24 protein-coding genes are annotated in these 18183 nt (G+C 46.6%); 6 read left to right on the forward strand and 18 right to left on the reverse strand.

Annotation, left to right across the window (positions count from 1 at the left end):
* Nucleotides 1-103: 103 nt before the first annotated feature.
* The 6 genes from xerD to QYF49_RS16815 form a co-directional block, all read right to left on the reverse strand.
* Entirely contained in the window at nt 104-994 is an 891-nt protein-coding gene (gene xerD, locus QYF49_RS16790; protein ID WP_290400754.1) for a site-specific tyrosine recombinase XerD, read from the reverse strand.
* An 11-nt stretch (nt 995-1005) separates the two neighbouring features.
* Nucleotides 1006-1245, reverse strand: coding sequence for a YqzK family protein (locus QYF49_RS16795; RefSeq protein ID WP_290400755.1), 240 nt, complete (start codon nt 1243-1245; stop codon nt 1006-1008).
* A gap of 146 nt (nt 1246-1391) precedes the next feature.
* On the reverse strand, nt 1392-1853 hold the full coding sequence (gene fur, locus QYF49_RS16800) for a ferric iron uptake transcriptional regulator (RefSeq protein ID WP_290400756.1): 462 nt from the start codon (nt 1851-1853) through the stop codon (nt 1392-1394).
* 117 nt (nt 1854-1970) lie between these two features.
* On the reverse strand, nt 1971-2612 hold the full coding sequence (gene spoIIM, locus QYF49_RS16805; RefSeq protein ID WP_290400757.1) for a stage II sporulation protein M: 642 nt from the start codon (nt 2610-2612) through the stop codon (nt 1971-1973).
* Between the two features lie 64 nt (nt 2613-2676).
* Nucleotides 2677-3870 (reverse strand): endonuclease Q family protein, encoded by a 1194-nt coding sequence (locus QYF49_RS16810; protein WP_290400758.1) that lies wholly within the window; start codon nt 3868-3870, stop codon nt 2677-2679.
* 4 nt (nt 3871-3874) lie between these two features.
* A complete protein-coding gene (locus QYF49_RS16815) occupies nt 3875-4417 on the reverse strand; it encodes an NUDIX hydrolase (RefSeq protein WP_290400759.1) in 543 nt (180 codons plus the stop codon).
* Nucleotides 4418-4517: 100 nt separating this feature from the next.
* Between QYF49_RS16815 and mciZ the strand changes: the two genes are divergently transcribed.
* Together mciZ and QYF49_RS16825 are read left to right on the forward strand one after the other, a co-directional pair.
* A complete protein-coding gene (mciZ, locus tag QYF49_RS16820) occupies nt 4518-4655 on the forward strand; it encodes a Z-ring formation inhibitor MciZ (RefSeq protein WP_290400760.1) in 138 nt (45 codons plus the stop codon).
* An 82-nt stretch (nt 4656-4737) separates the two neighbouring features.
* The gene (locus QYF49_RS16825; RefSeq protein ID WP_290400761.1) at nt 4738-5655 is read left to right on the forward strand and encodes an aldo/keto reductase; all 918 of its coding nucleotides are present in this window, start codon (nt 4738-4740) and stop codon (nt 5653-5655) included.
* Nucleotides 5656-5691: 36 nt separating this feature from the next.
* On the opposite strand, the gene QYF49_RS16830 is transcribed toward QYF49_RS16825, so the two are convergent.
* From QYF49_RS16830 to QYF49_RS16845, 4 genes are read right to left on the reverse strand one after another with little or no spacing between them, the layout of a single operon-like run.
* A complete protein-coding gene (locus QYF49_RS16830; protein WP_290400965.1) occupies nt 5692-6873 on the reverse strand; it encodes a thiolase family protein in 1182 nt (393 codons plus the stop codon).
* Nucleotides 6874-6899: 26 nt separating this feature from the next.
* A complete protein-coding gene (locus QYF49_RS16835) occupies nt 6900-7553 on the reverse strand; it encodes a CoA transferase subunit B (protein ID WP_290400762.1) in 654 nt (217 codons plus the stop codon).
* Nucleotides 7554-7575: 22 nt separating this feature from the next.
* Nucleotides 7576-8265 (reverse strand): CoA transferase subunit A, encoded by a 690-nt coding sequence (locus QYF49_RS16840; protein WP_290400763.1) that lies wholly within the window; start codon nt 8263-8265, stop codon nt 7576-7578.
* Between the two features lie 12 nt (nt 8266-8277).
* The gene (locus QYF49_RS16845) at nt 8278-9474 is read right to left on the reverse strand and encodes an acetyl-CoA C-acetyltransferase (protein WP_290400764.1); all 1197 of its coding nucleotides are present in this window, start codon (nt 9472-9474) and stop codon (nt 8278-8280) included.
* 139 nt (nt 9475-9613) lie between these two features.
* Between QYF49_RS16845 and QYF49_RS16850 the strand changes: the two genes are divergently transcribed.
* The gene (locus QYF49_RS16850) at nt 9614-10522 is read left to right on the forward strand and encodes a hydroxymethylglutaryl-CoA lyase (protein WP_290400765.1); all 909 of its coding nucleotides are present in this window, start codon (nt 9614-9616) and stop codon (nt 10520-10522) included.
* 51 nt (nt 10523-10573) lie between these two features.
* Here the strand turns inward: QYF49_RS16850 and QYF49_RS16855 are convergent, their stop codons facing one another.
* Nucleotides 10574-10912 (reverse strand): iron-sulfur cluster biosynthesis family protein, encoded by a 339-nt coding sequence (locus QYF49_RS16855; protein ID WP_290400766.1) that lies wholly within the window; start codon nt 10910-10912, stop codon nt 10574-10576.
* A gap of 214 nt (nt 10913-11126) precedes the next feature.
* On the reverse strand, nt 11127-11702 hold the full coding sequence (locus QYF49_RS16860; protein WP_290400767.1) for a DedA family protein: 576 nt from the start codon (nt 11700-11702) through the stop codon (nt 11127-11129).
* Nucleotides 11703-11840: 138 nt separating this feature from the next.
* Between QYF49_RS16860 and QYF49_RS16865 the strand changes: the two genes are divergently transcribed.
* On the forward strand, nt 11841-12125 hold the full coding sequence (locus QYF49_RS16865; protein WP_290400768.1) for an HPr family phosphocarrier protein: 285 nt from the start codon (nt 11841-11843) through the stop codon (nt 12123-12125).
* Between the two features lie 47 nt (nt 12126-12172).
* Here QYF49_RS16865 and QYF49_RS16870 read toward each other — a convergent pair whose 3' ends face one another.
* Nucleotides 12173-12823 (reverse strand): TVP38/TMEM64 family protein, encoded by a 651-nt coding sequence (locus QYF49_RS16870; RefSeq protein WP_290400769.1) that lies wholly within the window; start codon nt 12821-12823, stop codon nt 12173-12175.
* A 148-nt stretch (nt 12824-12971) separates the two neighbouring features.
* Here QYF49_RS16870 and QYF49_RS16875 point away from each other — a divergent pair, with 148 nt between their 5' ends.
* On the forward strand, nt 12972-13217 hold the full coding sequence (locus tag QYF49_RS16875) for an HPr family phosphocarrier protein (protein ID WP_290400770.1): 246 nt from the start codon (nt 12972-12974) through the stop codon (nt 13215-13217).
* Between the two features lie 38 nt (nt 13218-13255).
* Here QYF49_RS16875 and QYF49_RS16880 read toward each other — a convergent pair whose 3' ends face one another.
* Together QYF49_RS16880 and QYF49_RS16885 are read right to left on the reverse strand one after the other, a co-directional pair.
* Nucleotides 13256-13588 (reverse strand): YolD-like family protein, encoded by a 333-nt coding sequence (locus QYF49_RS16880; RefSeq protein ID WP_290400771.1) that lies wholly within the window; start codon nt 13586-13588, stop codon nt 13256-13258.
* A 24-nt stretch (nt 13589-13612) separates the two neighbouring features.
* Nucleotides 13613-14872, reverse strand: a complete 1260-nt coding sequence (locus QYF49_RS16885) for a Y-family DNA polymerase (protein ID WP_290400772.1) — start codon at nt 14870-14872, stop codon at nt 13613-13615.
* 156 nt (nt 14873-15028) lie between these two features.
* On the opposite strand from QYF49_RS16885, the gene QYF49_RS16890 reads away from it, so the two are divergent.
* Entirely contained in the window at nt 15029-15226 is a 198-nt protein-coding gene (locus tag QYF49_RS16890) for a YqzH family protein (RefSeq protein WP_290400773.1), read from the forward strand.
* 46 nt (nt 15227-15272) lie between these two features.
* On the opposite strand, the gene QYF49_RS16895 is transcribed toward QYF49_RS16890, so the two are convergent.
* The 3 genes from QYF49_RS16895 to QYF49_RS16905 all read right to left on the reverse strand — a co-directional run bounded on the left by QYF49_RS16895 (nt 15273) and on the right by QYF49_RS16905 (nt 18182).
* Nucleotides 15273-16013 carry an HAD-IIB family hydrolase gene (locus tag QYF49_RS16895; protein WP_290400774.1) on the reverse strand — a complete coding sequence of 247 codons (741 nt, stop codon included), beginning with the start codon at nt 16011-16013 and terminating at the stop codon, nt 15273-15275.
* Nucleotides 15976-17220 carry a glycosyltransferase gene (locus QYF49_RS16900; RefSeq protein WP_290400775.1) on the reverse strand — a complete coding sequence of 415 codons (1245 nt, stop codon included), beginning with the start codon at nt 17218-17220 and terminating at the stop codon, nt 15976-15978. The genes QYF49_RS16895 and QYF49_RS16900 overlap by 38 nt, the downstream gene beginning before the upstream one ends.
* 173 nt (nt 17221-17393) lie before the next feature.
* Nucleotides 17394-18182 (reverse strand): SDR family NAD(P)-dependent oxidoreductase, encoded by a 789-nt coding sequence (locus QYF49_RS16905; RefSeq protein WP_290400776.1) that lies wholly within the window; start codon nt 18180-18182, stop codon nt 17394-17396.
* Nucleotide 18183: the final 1 nt, after the last annotated feature.

Genomic DNA, 18183 nt, shown 5'->3' on the forward strand with positions numbered 1-18183 from the left:
AAAAACTATTTAATACATACTTAGATACTATATCCGCACAATCGTCTGAACAAACTCAGCAGCTATGATGTCAGAAGTCAGACATCTATGTGAAAAAAAAGACCTATGCCCTTGGATGATAGGCCGCATAAATATCTTTCAGCCTCGTTTTTGACACATGCGTGTAGATCTGGGTAGTCGAGATGTCTGCATGTCCCAGCATCTCCTGTACCGCCCTAAGATCGGCTCCATTTTCCAATAGATGTGTCGCGAATGAATGCCTAAGCGTATGGGGAGTCAATTCTTTTTCAATCCTTGCTTTTTTGGCAAGCTGCTTTAAAATTTTCCAAAAACCTTGTCTTGATAACCGATTGCCATGGTGATTCAAAAACAGGGCATTGCCGCTCTTTCCTTTTGAAAGTGCTGGCCGGCCAGTATCCAAGTACGTCTGAATGGCTTCTGTCGCCATCTTGCCGAGCGGGATAATCCGTTCTTTGTTTCCTTTTCCAAGGCAGCGCAAAAATCCCATCGATAAATGGACATCAGCAAGATCAAGACTTACCAGCTCCGATACCCTGATCCCGGTCGCATAAAGCAATTCCAGCATGGCTTTATCCCTGATCCCAAACGCTTCTTGAGTATCAGGAGTATCTAAAAGCGCTTCCACTTCGTTCATGGCAAGCACCTTCGGAAGCTTGCGTTCAGCTTTTGGTGTTTCGATATGTACAGAAGGATCTGAATCGCATACTTTTTCACGAAGCAGAAACTGATGAAATGAACGTATGGAAGCGATGTTCCTGGCAATGGTGGTCGAAGCTTTGCCGTTTTCCTTCAGATGAAGCAGATAACCTATTATATTAGCACGCTGTATTTGATTGATATCTGAAATGTTTTCCACTTTTTCAATGAAAAGCACATACTGTCCCAGATCGCGGCGGTATGAATCCACCGTGTTTTTTGAAAGACCACGTTCGACTATTAAATAATGAATAAAATCCTGGACATGATCTGTCATATCTGCGCTCCTTATTCACTGGATTCGTAGAAAAACAGCAATCGGATGAGCCAATTGCTCTCCTCTTTACCTGTAATGGAAGCATCACTTTGGAAAACCTTCACTGCTTTGCCCTTGGGCACGTCATACCGGTGATAATCCTGGTACTCCTGATTGATCCAAAGCAAGCCAAAGTAGAATAGCAATGTGCAGGCCGTGAAAGATAAAAAGATTTTTGATGCGTTCCAGCATAATCTCAGCCAAGATCTCATAGTTCAGAGGCCTCCCGTACACTCATATTAGTACAGGTTATGCCAAAGAATTACCGTTCTATACACATTTTCTAAATTTACTACAACTTTACGTTAACTGATTCTTTCGGTTTTGTAAATAAATAAAAAATGATGAGAACCTTTCGTCAGGAATTCTCATCATTTTGGTCCTTTCCGTTACAGCGGTGGCAGATGCCGTGAAAAGTAAGGCGGTGGTCCTTTATTTTAAAATTCCAACCCTCTTCAACGACTTTTTCAACATCTCCCAGGAGATCCTCTTGTATTTCATCAACCGCACCGCATTCCAGGCAAACGAGGTGATGATGAAAATGAGCCGCTCCTTCTGTACGGAGGTCATACCTTGATACGCCATCTCCAAAATTTATTTTATCGACTACTTTCAGTTCAGTTAATAGTTCCAATGTACGGTATACAGTGGCAAGGCCTATCTCCGGTGATTTCTCTTTCACGAGCAGATAGACGTCTTCTGCACTTAAGTGATCTTCCTCATTTTCCAGGAGGACCCTAACTGTCGCTTCTCGCTGGGGAGTAAGCTTATAGCTCTGGGAATGCAGCTGTTTTTTGATCCGGTCTAGACGGCTTTCCATACCTAATCCTCCCTTATGTCTCACATGATTATTATAAATCAACAGAAGAAAAGGTGTCAATTTAAAATAATTATAATTTGCTGTTTATAATTATTATTAGATAATAATGAAAAGCTTTTATTTAGAGGACTTTAAACTCATGACTCCTTCCATCAGCCACGGTGAGAGATACGCTTCAAAGGCAGATGCAACAGCCAAAAACAGTCCGACTGTTATAATAAGCGCCGAATATTTAAAGAACTTTGGAAAAAAGGGCTCACTTGATTTTTTCCAAAACTGCTGCCTGATCATTTTTATAGAAAATAGAATTGAGGCAGCAGCAGCGACGATCAACCCTGGAACCAGAATCAGGTTTTGCGGCAGAACGGAAACAAATGCGAGCAGGAATCCGTGCCAGCCCATCTGGTTGACGAGAAACCCGACGGTAAACCCGATGACTACCCCTTTTATGAACAGCATGACCAGAATAACCGGCAGACCGATAACAGACAGCCCTAAAATCCACATGACCAGTATATATTTAATATAGTGGCTGTAGCTTTGTGAAAACATATCCTTTGGATCGGCGAAGCTTCCATTGGATACCTCTCCAAAAAAACGGGACAAATAATTCAGGAGGTCCTGTTTTTGGACGAGGGTGAGGCTGTTAACAATCACAGCTCCAAAAATAACGCCCATCAGTAAGAGGACGGATACAAACACATACAGTGAATAATGCTCCTGAAGATGAAACAGTACAAACCTTTTCATAGACCGCATCTCTATTTCCTCCCTTAATCTCTTAATTCATTCTATGAATGTCAGAGGGAGGTATGTCTATTTTTTAGTTGGTAGATTTGTCTGAAGCGACTTTACCGTACTTGCCGCCACCGCCTGAATGAAAAGACAGCTTGCCCTCCCTGGCACGCAGAATGTGATGAACGATCGGTTCCGGTGCGGCTTCCATTAAATCTTTTTCTTCCACTTCATGCAGGATCGCCATGTCCGTGCCAAAATGATTTCGTAATTTTTGCAGCGTTTTTGGTCCAAGTGCCGGGATGAACTCCAGCGGAACTTGATGGATGTAGGGCGGTCTTTCCTTCGCATATGACAGTGGCCGGGCGGCAGCTCCTAGTTCGTTGATCCGGTTTTTTACTCCTCGTATCGTTTTGGAGCTCCCGCATTGCGGGCATGACGTCCCTTCCTCCTCCACGATCATCGCAGAGCAGTTGGCACAGGTCGTTTCATAGTACTTGCCAAGCCTCGGATTTAAGCCGTAGTTTGCCGTAACCCTTCTTCCCTGTTCCTGTCGAAGTGCCATTTTGAATTCCAGAAAGGTTGGCTTCTCCATTACAATCGTCTGATATTCCCGCCCGATTTTTTCCAAAGAATGCGCGTCTGAATTAGATAGGAATGGATAGGCTCTCAATTCTTCCACAGAAAGAGCCATTGTTGTATCTGAACTTAACCCAAGCTCGACAGCGTCTATCATATCAGGAAGGAAAACTTCTGACAGTGATGTCTTCACTCCTTTTCCATACAAGCTCTTGTGCGGAGTAAACACGTGAGCAGGGATGAACAGCCCCCCGAGCTCTCTCGTTTTTCGTTGGAGGTTATGTGCGGACTCGTAGATTCGCTGCGAGCTTAGCGTTATGTTTTTCATTCGGTCGGCCATGTAAAAACTGAATGCTTTCATCTTTTCAATCGATGGAAAAATTACAAGTACATGAATGGGGCCTTGGCACCTCTCATCATAGATTTCAATTTCGGAACCTGGCAGGAGGCATACCTTCTCATACCATAAACCGCCTTCTTCGTGTTCGGCCATGACCCCTGATTCCAGCATCTCTTCCAGCTCCTGAATGACCTCTGGAACATGGCAGTCAATGATTCCAAGCAGATTGATGCCTTTCACATCAGAAGCCATGTCTAATATATTCGGTAACGTCAGAGTCTTAGCTCCCGTAATCTTTACTGGTTTTCCTGATCGCGACCTTCCGATATGTACGTGCAGGTCAGCGTAATATGTGTTAAGCATCTTTTTAAAGCTTTCTCTTCAATTGCACATATTGTACAGCATAGGCTGTTTTCGCATCATGGATCTGCTGGTCTCTCATGAAATCCAGCGCCTCTTCCAGCGATACTTCAAGCACATCCAGAAACTCATCCTCATCCGGCTGTTGTTCTTTGCACTCCTTTAGTGAATCCGTGTAGTACAGATGTATCAATTCATCCGCAAATCCAGGTGAGGTGTAGAACGATGATAAATATTCCAGTGTTTCACATTCGTATCCTGTTTCTTCAAGCAGTTCACGCTTCGCACACTCCAGCGGATCTTCATCCTTCTCCAGCTTTCCTGCCGGTATTTCAACAATGGTCTTTTCCAAGGCTTTACGGTACTGCCTTACGAACAGCAGTTTATTTTCCGGTGTAAGGGCAATAATAGCTACTGCCCCGGGATGTTTTACAATCTCGCGTTTGCTTTTGCTGCCGTTGGGCAGGAGAACTTCCTGCAGTTCTAAATCTATGATCTTTCCAGAATAAACAGGGGTTGTCGAGAGTGTCTTTTCTTTTAAATGGTCCATAGCTTGTCTCACTCCTGGTTCTATATCTTATTTGGCTACATAAAGTCTATCATAAGCGGGACGTGATGAACACGATTACGCCGTATGGAGGAGGGAACCTATGAAAGTGTATATTCAGCAGAATGGTGTAACGATGGTAGGAAAAGCGTGGCAGATTAAATATATGCTGAAGCAATATATGAAACAGCATTCCACCGTAAAGGAGTGGATCACTTCTGTTCCGGGACAAAAACGCTGACCCTTCCAGACTGGAAGGTTTTTTTTCGCCTGTTTTCATGCTACTCTTTTTGTAATTCACTCATACAAGGAGATGATTTCCCATGAAGCAGAACAAACTAGGAACTTCCGATTTGCTTGTAAGCGAAATCGGTCTTGGCTGCATGTCCATTGAGCCTGGAAACGAAACCGAAGGAAAAGAAATGATCCAGAGAGCATATGAAGAAGGCGTTACGTTATTCGACACGGCCGATCTTTACCAATTCGGCTGGAATGAAGAATTCGTTGGTAAAAGCGTCAAACCTTTCCGGGACAAGATCGTTCTTTCAACTAAAGTCGGTAACCGCTGGACAGAGGATAAAAAAAGCTGGGATTGGGATCCATCGAAGACATACATAAAATCTGCGGTTAAAGACAGCCTTCAACGCCTCCAAACAGATTACATCGACCTGTATCAGCTGCATGGAGGGACCATCGAAGACAATATGGATGAAACCATCTCTGCCTTTGATGAATTAAAAAAGGAAGGCCTCATCCGGGAATATGGCATCTCTTCCATCAGACCAAACGTGATATCTTATTACGCAGAGCATTCGAATATCGTGAGCGTCATGATGCAATACAGCATCCTTGACCGCCGGCCGGAAGAAGAAATGCTTGATTTCCTTTATGATAAAAACATCAGTGTAATCGCCCGCGGCCCTGTTGCGAAGGGCTGGCTCTCTGAACGAGCGCTGCAGCGCAACGAAAGTGACCAGTACCTGGACTATCAAGGCAAAGAGATCCAGGTACTGGTTCAAAACCTACACAGTGAACTTGGAAGTGAAAGGAGTCTGAGCCAGACTGCCATACGGTATGCTCTCCATCATCCTGCAGTTGCATCTGCTATACCAGGTGCCAGCTCCGTGAAGCAGCTGCTCTCCAATATCGGAGCCAGCGCCAGTGAGAAACTGTCTTCCGAACAGGTTGCCGCTGTCCGTTCATTGTCTAAACCAAACGTCTACGAGCAGCACAGGAGATAAAATAAAAAAGCGCCGCGGCAGACCGTGGCGCTTTTTTTATGAAACATTTTCTATGATCATGGCAATCCCCTGTCCTCCGCCGATGCAGAGACTCGCTAAACCATACTTTGCGCCCCGGTTTCGGAGTTCATAGGATAACGAAAGCAAGAGCCTTGCCCCGCTGGCCCCTACTGGATGGCCGAGCGCGATCGCCCCGCCATTTATGTTTGTTTTTTCCCGGTCAAGCCCCAATTCTTTTTCAACAGCAAGATACTGTGAAGCAAACGCTTCGTTCACTTCAACTAGATCCATGTCCTCAACGGCCAGCCCAGCTTTGTCCAGTGCCTTTTGTGCAGCTGGAACCGGCCCGATTCCCATCAGCTTTGGATCCACTCCGCAGACTGCCCAGGACACGATCCTTGCCAGGGGTCTGACTCGCTTGCTCTGAACGCTATCCTCTCCTGCCAGTATGAGAGATACAGCTCCATCGTTTATACCGCTCGAATTTCCAGCGGTTACTGTTCCATCTTTTTTAAACGACGGCCTCAATTTCATCAGCTGCTCCAGTGTCGAATCCGGTTTCACGAGTTCGTCATTTTCAAGCTCAAGCTTTTTCTTTCCATCCGTGACCACCGGAACGATCTCCTCAGCAAAACGGCCGCTGCGAATCGCTTTTGCCGCTCTTTGGTGGCTCAGCAGTGAATACTGATCCTGCTCTTCTCTCGTGATACTGTATTTTTCAGCCAGGTTTTCTGCGGTGATTCCCATCCCGCAACCGATGTACTGATCGGTTAAGGTATGAAGAAGCATATCCTCCAGCTGGAGATTTCCAAATTTCTGCCCTTGAAAGCGCTGGTTAAAGGTTACATGCGGGCTCATGGACATGTTCTCAATCCCTCCGCATAACGCCAGCTGTGCATCTCCGGTCTGGATGGAAAGCGCACTGCTCACGACAGCCTGGAGACCCGAGCCGCATAGCCTGTTAACGAGCATCGCCGGGACCGTTTCGGGAATATCAGAACTTAGGGCTATATGCCTTGCAGCATAAGCCGCATCGATGCTTGAATGAATAACATTCCCATAGACCACATCCCCGATCTCCTCAGGTGTAACTTCTGCACGCTGAAGCGCTTCACGGGCGGTCAGCGTTCCAAGCTGCAAGGAAGAGATATTTTTCAATGATTTCCCAAAGCTTCCGAAAGGTGTCCTGGCCCCTTCCACCACATAAACTGATCCCATCATCTTCCTCCCCTTTCGCTTTATTCTTAATAAGCTTCTGTTCTTACATTTTCAGCAATGATCAAATCAGGTTCCGTGCACGCTTGAATGTCTTTTATGGTATAACCGGCTGCGACCTCTTGCAGCTTCAGCCCCTGTTCTGTCACATCAAGAACCGCTCTGTCCGTAATGATGCGGTGCACGACGCCTTTTCCTGTTAACGGCAGGCTGCAGGCTTTTAAAATTTTGCTTTCTCCTCTTTTATTCACATGCTCCATGATGACAATGATCTTTTTTGCGCCGTGAACAAGGTCCATCGCACCTCCCATACCTTTGATCATTTTTCCTGGAATCATCCAGTTGGCCAGATCACCTTTCTCTGAAACTTCCATACCGCCAAGAATGGCGATATCAACATGGCCTCCTCTGATCATCGCAAACGATTCGGCGCTGTCAAAATAAGAAGCTCCCTTGATGGCGGTCACCGTTTCTTTTCCTGCATTGATCAAGTCCGGATCGACATCGGATTCCTTCGGGTACGGACCGATCCCGAGCAATCCGTTTTCGGATTGCAGGACGACGCTCTTGTGCTCACTTATGTAATTCGCTACCATGGTAGGCATCCCGATGCCAAGGTTGACATAGAATCCGGCCTCAATCTCTTTTTCTGCTCTCCTTGCGATTTTTTCTCTTGAATTCATCGCCATTCCCCGCTTTCTCTGCTTATGATTGAACGGTCAGTCGCTCGATGCGCTTTTCCTGCTGTGCGACAATCATCTTCTGTACATAAATTCCCGGTGTATGAATACGGTCCGCTTCCAATTCTCCTATTTCATGAAGCACCTCTACTTCTGCGATGGTTATTTTCCCTGCGGCTGCAATCATAGGGTTAAAGTTTCGCGCCGTCTTGTTATAGATCAAGTTTCCTGCCTTGTCTCCATGGGCCGCGCGGATTAAGCTGTAATCTGCAGTCATTCCTTTTTCTAAAAGGTACTCCTTATCATTAAAAGTACGTACTTCTTTTCCTTCCGCGATCGGTGTACCGACTCCTGCTGGTGTGTAAAAGGCGGGAATGCCTGCACCGCCCGCGCGAATCCGTTCAGCGAGCGTCCCTTGGGGAATCAATTCGACTTCAATCTCGCCGGATAGCACCTGTCTCTCAAACTCCTTGTTTTCCCCTACATAGGAACCCACCATTTTTCTAATCTGTTTGTTCTTCAGGAGCAAGCCGAGCCCCCAATCATCTACGCCGCAGTTATTGGAGATGACGGTTAAATCCTTTGTGCCCTTTTCAACGAGTGCCAAAATTAATTTTTCCGGAATCCCAACGAGACCGAATCCGCCGACCATCAGAGTCGACCCGTCATTAATTTCTTCAATTGCTTTCAGTGCACTGCTCTCGATAGACTTCATGCTGCTCCCTCCTTATTGCCACTTTTCATTTTCAACGATTGTCGCTACTCCCTGGCCACCGCCAATACAAAGGGTCGCCAGCCCGTAGCGTTCCTCTCTTCTTCTCATCTCATGAAGAAGAGTCACGAGGATTCTCGCACCGCTTGCTCCAATCGGATGGCCAAGGGCGATTGCACCTCCGTTGACATTCAATTTATCATTGGAAAACTTAAGCTCTTTTCCTACGGCCAGCGATTGGGCGGCAAAAGCTTCATTCGCTTCGATCAAACCGATATCATCAAGCGTTAGCGCTGATTTTTCGAGCACTTTTTTCGTGGCATCAACCGGGCCGATTCCCATGATGCTCGGATCCACACCCGCGCTGGCGTTTGCCACAATCCTGGCAAGCGGTGTCAATCCCAGCTCTTCCGCTTTTTTTCTGGATACAACCACCAGGGCAGCTGCGCCGTCATTTATGCCTGAAGCATTTCCTGCTGTTACCGTTCCGTCTTTTTTAAAGGCTGGCCTCAGCTTGCTAAGCTTTTCAGCTGTTGTTCCTTTTTTCGGATATTCATCCTCCGAAAACAGAAGAGGATCTCTCTTTCTTTGCGGAATCTCTACTGTCACGATCTCATCCGCAAATTTGCCTTCCTCCATGGCTTTTTCACATTTTTGCTGGCTGTCTGCGGCGAACCGATCCATCTCTTTGCGGCTCAGCCCATAGGCATCACAGAGGTTTTCAGCCGTAATTCCCATATGATAATCATTAAAGGCGCACCATAATCCGTCATGAACCATGGAATCAACCAGCTTGCCGTCCCCCATGCGCAATCCGCTTCTTGCATCGTTCAAAAGATATGGCGCAGCACTCATATTTTCCATTCCGCCGCAGACGACAATCTCCGCTTCTCCGAGCATGACTGCCTGACTGGCTAAGTGAAGAGCCTTCAGGCCTGACCCGCAGACCTTGTTGATCGTCATCGCGGAAACCCCTTGCGGCAATCCCGCTTTCATGGCCGCCTGGCGTGCCGGGTTCTGCCCTAATCCCGCCTGAAGAACGTTCCCCATGATGACTTCACTGACCTCATCCGGTGAGACACCTGCCTTTGATAGTGCCTCTTTGATGACAATGGCTCCCAGCTCTGTAGCAGGAATATCCTTCAAACTTCCCTGAAAGCTGCCGATCGGCGTTCTGACAGCGCTTACAATCACTGCATCCTGAATGGTCATAAATTTCTTCTCACTCCCTATTTTTTTCTGAATATTCCTTATTATCATATCATAATTCCCTGGCTCATATTGCAACTTAAAGAGCTAAAACGTAAAATAAAGGGAAGATTACATACATAACGCAATGATAGGAGGAGCCATGGAACTACCTCAAAGAGTCACCATCATTGAAGTTGGGCCGCGCGACGGACTGCAGAATGAAAAACAGCTCGTTCCGGCTGAAGACAAGATTCGATTCATTCATAAACTGAAATCCTCTGGCATTCAAGAAATGGAGCTGACCTCGTTCGTTTCGCCTAAGTGGGTGCCGCAGATGGGAGATGCCGAACAGGTCATTGAGCATTGCACAGGTGACAGCATACGTAATATCGTGCTTGTGCCCAACAGCAGGGGCGTAGAGCGCCTGCTTGCTTCCGGCTGTAAGAGCGCTGCTTTTTTTGTAGGAGTCAGCGATACGTTCAACAGGAAAAACATTAATAAAAGTACGCGAGAAAGCATGGAGGAGCTTGCTCCGCTTATCCTGGATCTGAAACGAAAAGGATTTTTTGTACGGGCCTGTATCTCCACTGCATTTTATTGTCCGTATGAAGGAAAGATGGACGAACAGGACGTGCTGAAAATTTGCGAAGAATTTGCAGAGCTTGGGGTGGATGAGCTCTCTGTAGCTGACACGATCGGGATGGCCAATCCGCAGGAAGTGTATGATCTATTCTGCCTGTTAAAACATCATCTTCCTTCAGCCCTGCTCATCGCTGCCCATTTTCATGACACACGTGGAATGGCCCTTGCAAATATCTTTTCCGCTCTTCAGGCAGGGGTGGACCGCTTCGACACATCCGCAGGCGGGCTTGGAGGATGCCCCTTTGCACCGGGGGCTACCGGGAATGTATCTACCGAAGACACCGTCTATATGCTTCACCGTATGGGCATTTCTACAGGCATCCAGCTTGAGCCGCTCCTTGACGCAGTAGAGTACATCACTCCTTTTGTTTCCCGCGCCCTTCAAAGCAGGCAGTACCTGCTCTCAAAACAGGAAAAGACGCCATAGGCTTCGTTCTTCATCACTGATGAACGAAATAAAAACAGGAAAGACGCCCTTTTAGGCGTCCTTTCCTGTTTTTATTTTAGTTTCGAGCCTAAGATGCGGATTAAGCATCTGATTTGGGCTTTTCAGCTGAAACGTATGCTGTTCCTTTTTAAAATCGATCGTCATCTGTTCATCAAAGAACACCGCGTTATCCTTCTCTATATAAACAGGCAGGAAGTTTGTTTCAAGCTGTACCGTTCCCTCCGGTTCATGCTCCACAATCCAGAGTGCCGATACCCCGCTGACCACACAGCCGCAGCCTTCCGTATCATATTTCAGCAGAATGCGGCCGCCATGCTGTATTTTGCCCTTTATCTTTTCGATCGCTCTTTCTGTCCATTCCAGTTTCATGTCATTTCTCCTCGCTGTTCATGGTTTGTATTACATGTATGGCCTCCATTTTGACAAGTTCGCGATAAACCTGTGTATGATGGGCTGTCCAGAAATGAATCATCGTTTCTTTAAAATTCCTTCTTTCCGTATCTGATTGTCATTTTAACATATTCTTGTACGGTTTGATCATTGTTCCTGTTCTCTGGCAGTTTGCGCTTTTATGTGCCAGAGTTCAGCTGGCCGTCCTTTTCTTATACACGAATTTATACAGCAAACAACAAACCAGCAGCACTCCCGCCCCTGCCAGGATATAGTTCTGTGATGCCTGAAGCACATGGTTAACGGTCTTCACTTCTCCCAGCCTGCCTAAAAACAGCATGGCAACCGCCAAGGGAAAGATGCCGATAAAGGTCAGCCCGCCGAATTTCCACCGATTGACTTTGCTCATCCCTGCTGCGTAGGAAACATAATTTCCGATTCCCAACGGCCGTGACAGAGCAATGCTCCACTCTCCGTATTTCTTAAACCCTCTCTTCGTTTTCTCCACTTTCTTCTCGCTGAACTTTTCTTTCATCTTGCTTTCAAGCTTATAGCCTATTACATAAGGTACATAGCTGAATATGGTATATACGGCACTCACTGCTAATGCCAGAAGCAGGGTCTCAAGCAGGTTTGGCTTCAGCAGAAATCCATAGATCAGAATGACCAGCGCACCGGGAAAAGGAACTGAGGAAGCCTCCAGGGCGGTCCCCATAAACAGCCCGGCCGCCCCCATCTCTTTTAAAAAATGAAAAATCATTTCAAACATCCGTGCATCCTCCTCCTTCTGTCTCCTCCTCTCTATTCCCTCTCCTGATATTTTCAACCGCGCCTGGTTTGAAACGATTCATTACAGGGTAGATTGCCTGTAGATCACTATTAAATCCATTTCAGGAGGATCACATATATGAAAAAGATTTGTTCAAAAACCATTTCCATCACCAGTGACGCTTCTAAATTTACCATTCAAAAGATTGCAGATTTCGTAAAAATCTCCCGATCATTTCAGTCCAACGTGTTCCTATGTAAAAATGGAGTCACCCTGCACGCAAAAAAATTAACATGCCTTGTTACCTTTTTCATGATGCTGCGTAAAGGGGAGTCATTTCTCCTGATCACTGAGGGCTCTGATGCGGATTCCGCTATCCAGCAGCTTCTTAAGCAGCTCCTCCCTTCCCAAGCGACTACATAAAAAGAAGCGCTGATTGCCATTCAGCGCTTCTTTTTCCATGAGAAAGGTCACAGGCCCAGTTTTTTTTGCCATCTTTTCCTTGTTACGACCGGGAGGATAATCAATGTGATGATGATGATGGAGGAAATTAAAATCTCCTTCATCCCTGTATTGGCCACTGAAGCCCCTAAGTAGGTGTATGCCAATGTACCCGGTATGATGCCGATGGCCGTAGCTGCCGCATAATCTTTAAATTTGACGTTCGCCGCAGCCGTCAAGTAGCTCACAAGATCATAGTTTAATATGGGGAGCAGACGAAGAATGAGTACATAAACAAACCCGCGCTGCTTGATGCCCTCCTGGACCTTCTGATACTTTCCCTTCCACTCTTTTTTCAGCGCTTTCTTGCCGATCCATTTCACTGCCCAGAACGTCATGAGCCCGCCTGACAATGACCCAAGGTATGTATACAGGCACCCCCAATATAACCCGAAGGCCAAGCCGCTCGTGACTGCGAACACGGAGGACGGAAACAGTACAAAAGGACGGACTGCATATAGAGCGATATAAACGATAGGAGCCCAGACTCCCCATGACAGTATCCATCCTCGGAAGCGCTCCGGCGTTAAATTTAGATACCGATGGTTGATATATAAAAGGCAGCCTGCCAAACTTAAAATCAGTAAATAATGAATCATTCGTTTTTTATTGCGGATCAATGATTACTGCTCCTCTCCACACATCTCTTTCTATATTTTCCTGTACTTTCCGATGGAAGTCACTTTAATTTTAAATCAATTTTATGACATTTCTTTTTCCACCCTTCATAAGCTTTATAAAAAAGGATATGCAGGGAGAGAGATTAACTTGAGATTGATTGCAAAAAAACCCATCTACGCCGGAAACGCAAGCCAATTTGTGCAGTTCACGAGCAGCTATGAAGAAGCTGTGTACGTTAAAAAAGGAGATAAGACAGCAGACGGAAAAAGCTTGCTCGGCCTTATCGCATTGTCCATACAGCCGGGGCAGGAAATTGAAATTTCAAGCGAAGGGAATGTTGACTCCCTCCAGAAAAAATTATTGGCCTCCGATCTGTTTGATGCAGTCAAATAAGCCAGCCTTATTTATAAGGCTGGCTTATTTTCTGTGTTTTAAACGTCCGTCTCTATCCCTATGATGGTGTCGAGAGGGACGTCCTGTCTTTTTCCTTGATCATTGATCATTCTGAGCAGGCGGCGATGCGGGTCATAATAGTGGATGAGCCCCTGTATCGCTTTTTCGCGAAGAGAATCACGGCAAAATACGGCGACCTCCCTTGCCTCTTCCATCGCAAAAAAGATCTGCTGGTTCATCTCCTCCAACTGCTGTTCATCAAGTTCAGCGTTCTCAAAGGAGGCCTCTTCCCGCTCCCAGTCCCTTAATTGCTTTACATGTTCAGGCAGCATCATAGCCGTCCATTTGATACTTCCCCGGTCTTTGATCATCTAGAGAGACCCCTCCATTCTGTTTTACGCTTTATGACCGCCTAAAAGGGTGCTGCGGTGCAGAGCCGTCCCTCCACTCGTATAAGAAACCGCCCGGAGGAGAGCGTTGGATCCGTATTTCCTGCGGATATCGTCCATCACATAGCCAAGCTTTCGCTTTTTAGGATGCTCAAGTGTAAAGATGCTGAGCTGCGTTTCACTATCTTCACATACATTGGACAAAGCAATAGTGATTTTACGGACCGTCTTTCCTTCATAAAATGTATGAAAGAGTTCCAGGCACACCTGATAGATCTCCATCGTAATGTTAGTCGGTTCAGATACGGTCTTTGATCGGTAAAAGCCCCCGCCCCATTCTTCTTTGCTGTAGCCGATTCCCAGACTGACCGTCCTTCCCGCTTTTCTCGCTGTTCTCGCCCGTCGCGCCACTTCCTCGCACATTTCTAAAATGACATGCTGGACCTCTTTCGGATCGTCGTAGTCCCGAAGGAGGATCTGGCTTTTTCCATAGCTGATCTGGCCTTGCATGATCGGAGCCCCCACCTCTGAGAGATCAACTCCCCACGCATGGTAATAAAGCTGATTTCCCATGACACCGAATTTCTTTTCCAAAAGCTCCAAGGGATAATGCGCAAGGTCTCCTACCGTTGTGATGCCCATCAGATTCAGCGAGCGCTCCACACGGGAACCGATGCCCCACATCTTGCTTAAAGGCGACAGCGCCCACAACTTCTTCGGCACGTCCTCATACGTCCATTCCGCCACCCCCCTTTTTTTCGCCTCCAAGTCGAGACATAGCTTAGACATCAGCATGTTCGGCCCGATCCCGATCGCACTGGGGAGACCGAACTCCTCTTTAATCGCTGTACGAATGGCTTGAGCCAGCTTCACCGGCCCTCCCCACAACCGCTCTGTCCCGTCTGCCTGAATAAAACTTTCATCTACACTGTAAGTATGAATCGCTTCTTTTGGAACAAAACGGTTGAGCAGACGCGTGATCTCCATGGAACGCTTGAGAAAAAAGGACATTTGGGCGTCTACGATGTGAATGCGGCTGTCTTTTGGAATCTCAAACAACCGGTTTCCTGTCCTTATTCCAAAATCTCTTTTCAGACAGGGAGAAGCTGCCAGGACAACACTTCCCTGCCTCTCTGTGTTCCCTACAACAGCAAGATAACAGGTCAGCGGGTCGAGCCCCAGGCGCATAGCCGCACAGCTTGCATAAAAACTTTTCATATCCATGCACAGAATTGAACGATTTTGAATCTTGGAATAATCGATCAACTTCCTTCACCCCTCCAAAGCAAACGTTCGTTCTCATTCATTATGTATACCCATTTTAACCGAATATATGTTCTGTTCTCAATGGAAATTTTTTCAGGGCTATTGACCGTCCGGTATGTGCAGGCTACATTGTTTGGAGAAGAAAGGAAGTGCAGAATGGAGAATCGGCTGCTGCGCAAATGGCTGGAAAAAGCATTGCTGGACTATTTTTATCACAAGGAGTGTATTCCTTATACTGAGAAAGAATATACTCTCCTTGAGGAACAAATAAAAAAAGAGCTTCAAACCGAAGAGGCAGAAGATCCCTATCTAACCGTTCAAGATGTCGTATACACCTTTGTTACAAAAGAATAAGCACCCCCCCAATAAGCCGGGCTTACGGGGGGTGCTTGCGTTATCCCTATTTTACAGCGGCTGCTTTTTCAAAGAAATGCTCCCATGCTTCATGAATTCCTCCGGCGCAAAGCCTTTGCGCCCGAAAGATCATGGGATGATCCGGCAGCTCTTTTAATTCCTCCTGGCAGTTCCCAACGATGACGGACGGATAGCCGAGGGTAAGCATGTCACGGTCATTGCCGGAATCACCCGCGACTAATATATTGGCCTCCTCCCATCCTTTTTCACGGATCAGAAAAGACAGGGCTTCCCCTTTTCCTGCATTGGGAGGAAGAATATCTACATCTCTTCCGGAACTGTAAATGAGCTTATGCGGCACAGAGCTGTCAATCAGCTTTCGCTTTACGTCTTCCACTGCTTCATCGCTTTCCGCATAATAGGAGAGCCGATGGGTGGATGGAATGGATTGAGGCATTAAGCCGCTGCATAATTCAACGATCCGGGAAATTGCATCAGGGTTCCATTGTTCTTCCAATGTTTTTTTCCATCGCTCATGAAGTGCCGGATCATTAAAATCATACATCTCTGTACCCACGTCCGATATAAGGACCGAAGGCATAGGAAGCTTTTCATCGTTGATCAAATCCATAGTGGAAGCATAGTGCCTTCCGGTAACATAAACGAGCTCCACCTGATAGGGGCGATCTTTATAATAGTCAAGCAGAAAAGCAGTCATTTCCTGTTCTCCAACCAGGGTGCCGTCAAGATCAGTAGCTAAAAGATGTGTAACGTTTTCTCGTTTCACCTGACAGAACCTCCTCATACACATGCTCCACCCTCGCGGCCACATTCGGCCAGCGATAATCGCGTTCCGCAAGGGAAGATGCCTGTTTACCCAGCCTTTGTGCAATGATGTCGTTGTTTAAAATAATCTCCAGTGTGAGCGCTAAATCCTGGGCGTCCTTTGGCGCAACGAGCAGTCCTGTTTCTCCTTCAACCACGACATTTTGAAGCCCGCCTACACGAGAGGCAATGACTGGACAGCCGCACGCCTGTGCCTCTGCAGCTACCATTCCGAACGATTCATAGTAGGAAGGAACGACAGCGACGTTGGCAGCATTAAAGTATTCTGCGAGCTGCTCCTGGCTTTTCGGCCCGACAAACTGAACATAACGTTCAATTCCTTTCACCCAAGAACGCTGTTCTTCCTGAATCGGAAGCCGGTCATCACCGATCTCTTCTTTCTGTCCTCCGGCAAGAATCAGCCTTGTATTTGCTGGAACATCTCCCCATTGAATCAAATATCGGAATGCTTGAAGAAGGGTTTCAACACCTTTTGTCTCTTCCAGCCGTCCAGCATAAAACACAAGGGGGCCTTGAACGTCCAGTTTTTGTTTAATCACGGTTTTTTGGTTAAAAGGATAGAATTTAGGAGATACACCGATCGGAATGACATCAACAGGTGCAGGCTGCTTGGCAAAATCGTAGATCAAGCTTTTCTCACTGTTGGTCGTGGCAATCACGCGGTTGGCGGACCGGAGAATGGTTCGTTCATATTGGAATCTGCGCTCATCCCTTTCACCTGTCGCACGTTCTTTTGCTGCGCCAAGGGAATGCGATGTGTGGACGAACGGTACATTATACTTTCTGCGAAGCTGGCGGCCCAGAATGCCGGACAGCCAGTAGTGGGTATGAATAATATCATATTGTTCTACAGGAACGAGTTGCTCGATTTCTTTGAAAAAAGCGGGCAGTATCTGAAACATTTCATTTTTGGAGACAAAGCCTTTGACACCGGCTTTGATGCGTATGACTCTTGAGCGTTTCCCGAACGCCTCCGTCTGCGGGGCATCTTTATCACACCAGTGGGTGATGACATCGACATCCCATCCCCTGCTTTCCATGGCAAGCGCCAGATGGTAGACATAATTGTTCTGTCCTCCGGCTTGTTTGCCGCCAAGCTTTGCCAGCGGATCTCCATGGTCGGATATAAATAAAACTTTTTTATTCATAAGTGCTACCCCTCTTTCTATGGTTGCGGTCTATAGCCTGTACTGTATATACCCGTTTTCACCACCGGCAAACCACAATAAGTGCTTTAGCCCTATTAATATAAGACTTTCTTCCTCTTATCCAGCAACAAAAGCGCATGGATGCGCTTTTGTTTACATAATATAATTATTGTCTATTTTTGTTTGAATGCATTTCCGCCAAGCTTTTCTACGAGGCGGGGAAAAAGCTGATAGAGTGTGCTTCCGGCGTTCATCCAGCGAGGAAGATTGATCTCACGGACCGGACGGCCGATTGCCGAGATGATTCTGTTAGACACATATTCAGGGGACAGCATCCACCTCTTAACATTTTTCTCATAGGTTCCGGATTTATCCGCAATGGAAAAAAAGTTGGTTTCGATCGGACCCGGATTAACGGTTGTCACCTGAATTCCGCTGTCTGCCAGTTCCATCCGCAGCCCGTTTGAGAAGCCAAGAACCGCGTGTTTGGAAGCGGCATAACCGCTCGATTTTGGTGTGGAGATCTTTCCTGCCTGAGAGGCAATATTAATGATATGCCCGGAACGCCGCTCGATCATTTGCGGCAAGACGGACTGGGTGCAAGCCATCAGTCCGACCACATTGGTCTGCAGCATACCAGAAAGGTCGTTAAGGTCTGCGTCAACGAAATAATCGAATATCCCATATCCAGCATTATTGATCAGAACATCAACAGAAACGGTGCGGATGATTTCCTCAAACACAGCTTTTACCTCTTCGATATTGCCTACATCCAGCGTATAAATCAGGGCGTCCACGTTGAATGTCTCTTTAAGATTGTTTTTTACAGCTGCCAGTTTTTCCATATTTCTGGAAACAAGCACCAACTGAGCTCCAAGACTTGCCGCATCATGGGCAAGCTGGGCTCCCAGCCCCCCTGATGCACCTGTGATTACAACTGTTTTTCCTTTCAATTCCTTCATA

The sequence above is a fragment of the Fictibacillus terranigra genome, assembly GCF_030412265.1.
GTDB lineage: Bacteria > Bacillota > Bacilli > Bacillales > Fictibacillaceae > Fictibacillus_C > Fictibacillus_C terrinigri.

What these genes read in the sequence shown, in the direction of transcription:
- xerD (WP_290400754.1), bottom strand. Translation starts at nt 994, where the DNA reads ATGACAGATCATGTCCAGGATTTTATTCATTATTTAATAGTCGAACGT.
- QYF49_RS16795 (WP_290400755.1), bottom strand. Translation starts at nt 1,245, where the DNA reads ATGAGATCTTGGCTGAGATTATGCTGGAACGCATCAAAAATCTTTTTA.
- fur (WP_290400756.1), bottom strand. Translation starts at nt 1,853, where the DNA reads ATGGAAAGCCGTCTAGACCGGATCAAAAAACAGCTGCATTCCCAGAGC.
- spoIIM (WP_290400757.1), bottom strand. Translation starts at nt 2,612, where the DNA reads ATGCGGTCTATGAAAAGGTTTGTACTGTTTCATCTTCAGGAGCATTAT.
- QYF49_RS16810 (WP_290400758.1), bottom strand. Translation starts at nt 3,870, where the DNA reads ATGCTTAACACATATTACGCTGACCTGCACGTACATATCGGAAGGTCG.
- QYF49_RS16815 (WP_290400759.1), bottom strand. Translation starts at nt 4,417, where the DNA reads ATGGACCATTTAAAAGAAAAGACACTCTCGACAACCCCTGTTTATTCT.
- mciZ (WP_290400760.1), top strand. Translation starts at nt 4,518, where the DNA reads ATGAAAGTGTATATTCAGCAGAATGGTGTAACGATGGTAGGAAAAGCG.
- QYF49_RS16825 (WP_290400761.1), top strand. Translation starts at nt 4,738, where the DNA reads ATGAAGCAGAACAAACTAGGAACTTCCGATTTGCTTGTAAGCGAAATC.
- QYF49_RS16830 (WP_290400965.1), bottom strand. Translation starts at nt 6,873, where the DNA reads ATGGGATCAGTTTATGTGGTGGAAGGGGCCAGGACACCTTTCGGAAGC.
- QYF49_RS16835 (WP_290400762.1), bottom strand. Translation starts at nt 7,553, where the DNA reads ATGAATTCAAGAGAAAAAATCGCAAGGAGAGCAGAAAAAGAGATTGAG.
- QYF49_RS16840 (WP_290400763.1), bottom strand. Translation starts at nt 8,265, where the DNA reads ATGAAGTCTATCGAGAGCAGTGCACTGAAAGCAATTGAAGAAATTAAT.
- QYF49_RS16845 (WP_290400764.1), bottom strand. Translation starts at nt 9,474, where the DNA reads ATGACCATTCAGGATGCAGTGATTGTAAGCGCTGTCAGAACGCCGATC.
- QYF49_RS16850 (WP_290400765.1), top strand. Translation starts at nt 9,614, where the DNA reads ATGGAACTACCTCAAAGAGTCACCATCATTGAAGTTGGGCCGCGCGAC.
- QYF49_RS16855 (WP_290400766.1), bottom strand. Translation starts at nt 10,912, where the DNA reads ATGAAACTGGAATGGACAGAAAGAGCGATCGAAAAGATAAAGGGCAAA.
- QYF49_RS16860 (WP_290400767.1), bottom strand. Translation starts at nt 11,702, where the DNA reads ATGTTTGAAATGATTTTTCATTTTTTAAAAGAGATGGGGGCGGCCGGG.
- QYF49_RS16865 (WP_290400768.1), top strand. Translation starts at nt 11,841, where the DNA reads ATGAAAAAGATTTGTTCAAAAACCATTTCCATCACCAGTGACGCTTCT.
- QYF49_RS16880 (WP_290400771.1), bottom strand. Translation starts at nt 13,588, where the DNA reads ATGATCAAAGACCGGGGAAGTATCAAATGGACGGCTATGATGCTGCCT.
- QYF49_RS16890 (WP_290400773.1), top strand. Translation starts at nt 15,029, where the DNA reads ATGGAGAATCGGCTGCTGCGCAAATGGCTGGAAAAAGCATTGCTGGAC.
- QYF49_RS16900 (WP_290400775.1), bottom strand. Translation starts at nt 17,220, where the DNA reads ATGAATAAAAAAGTTTTATTTATATCCGACCATGGAGATCCGCTGGCA.
- QYF49_RS16905 (WP_290400776.1), bottom strand. Translation starts at nt 18,182, where the DNA reads ATGAAGGAATTGAAAGGAAAAACAGTTGTAATCACAGGTGCATCAGGG.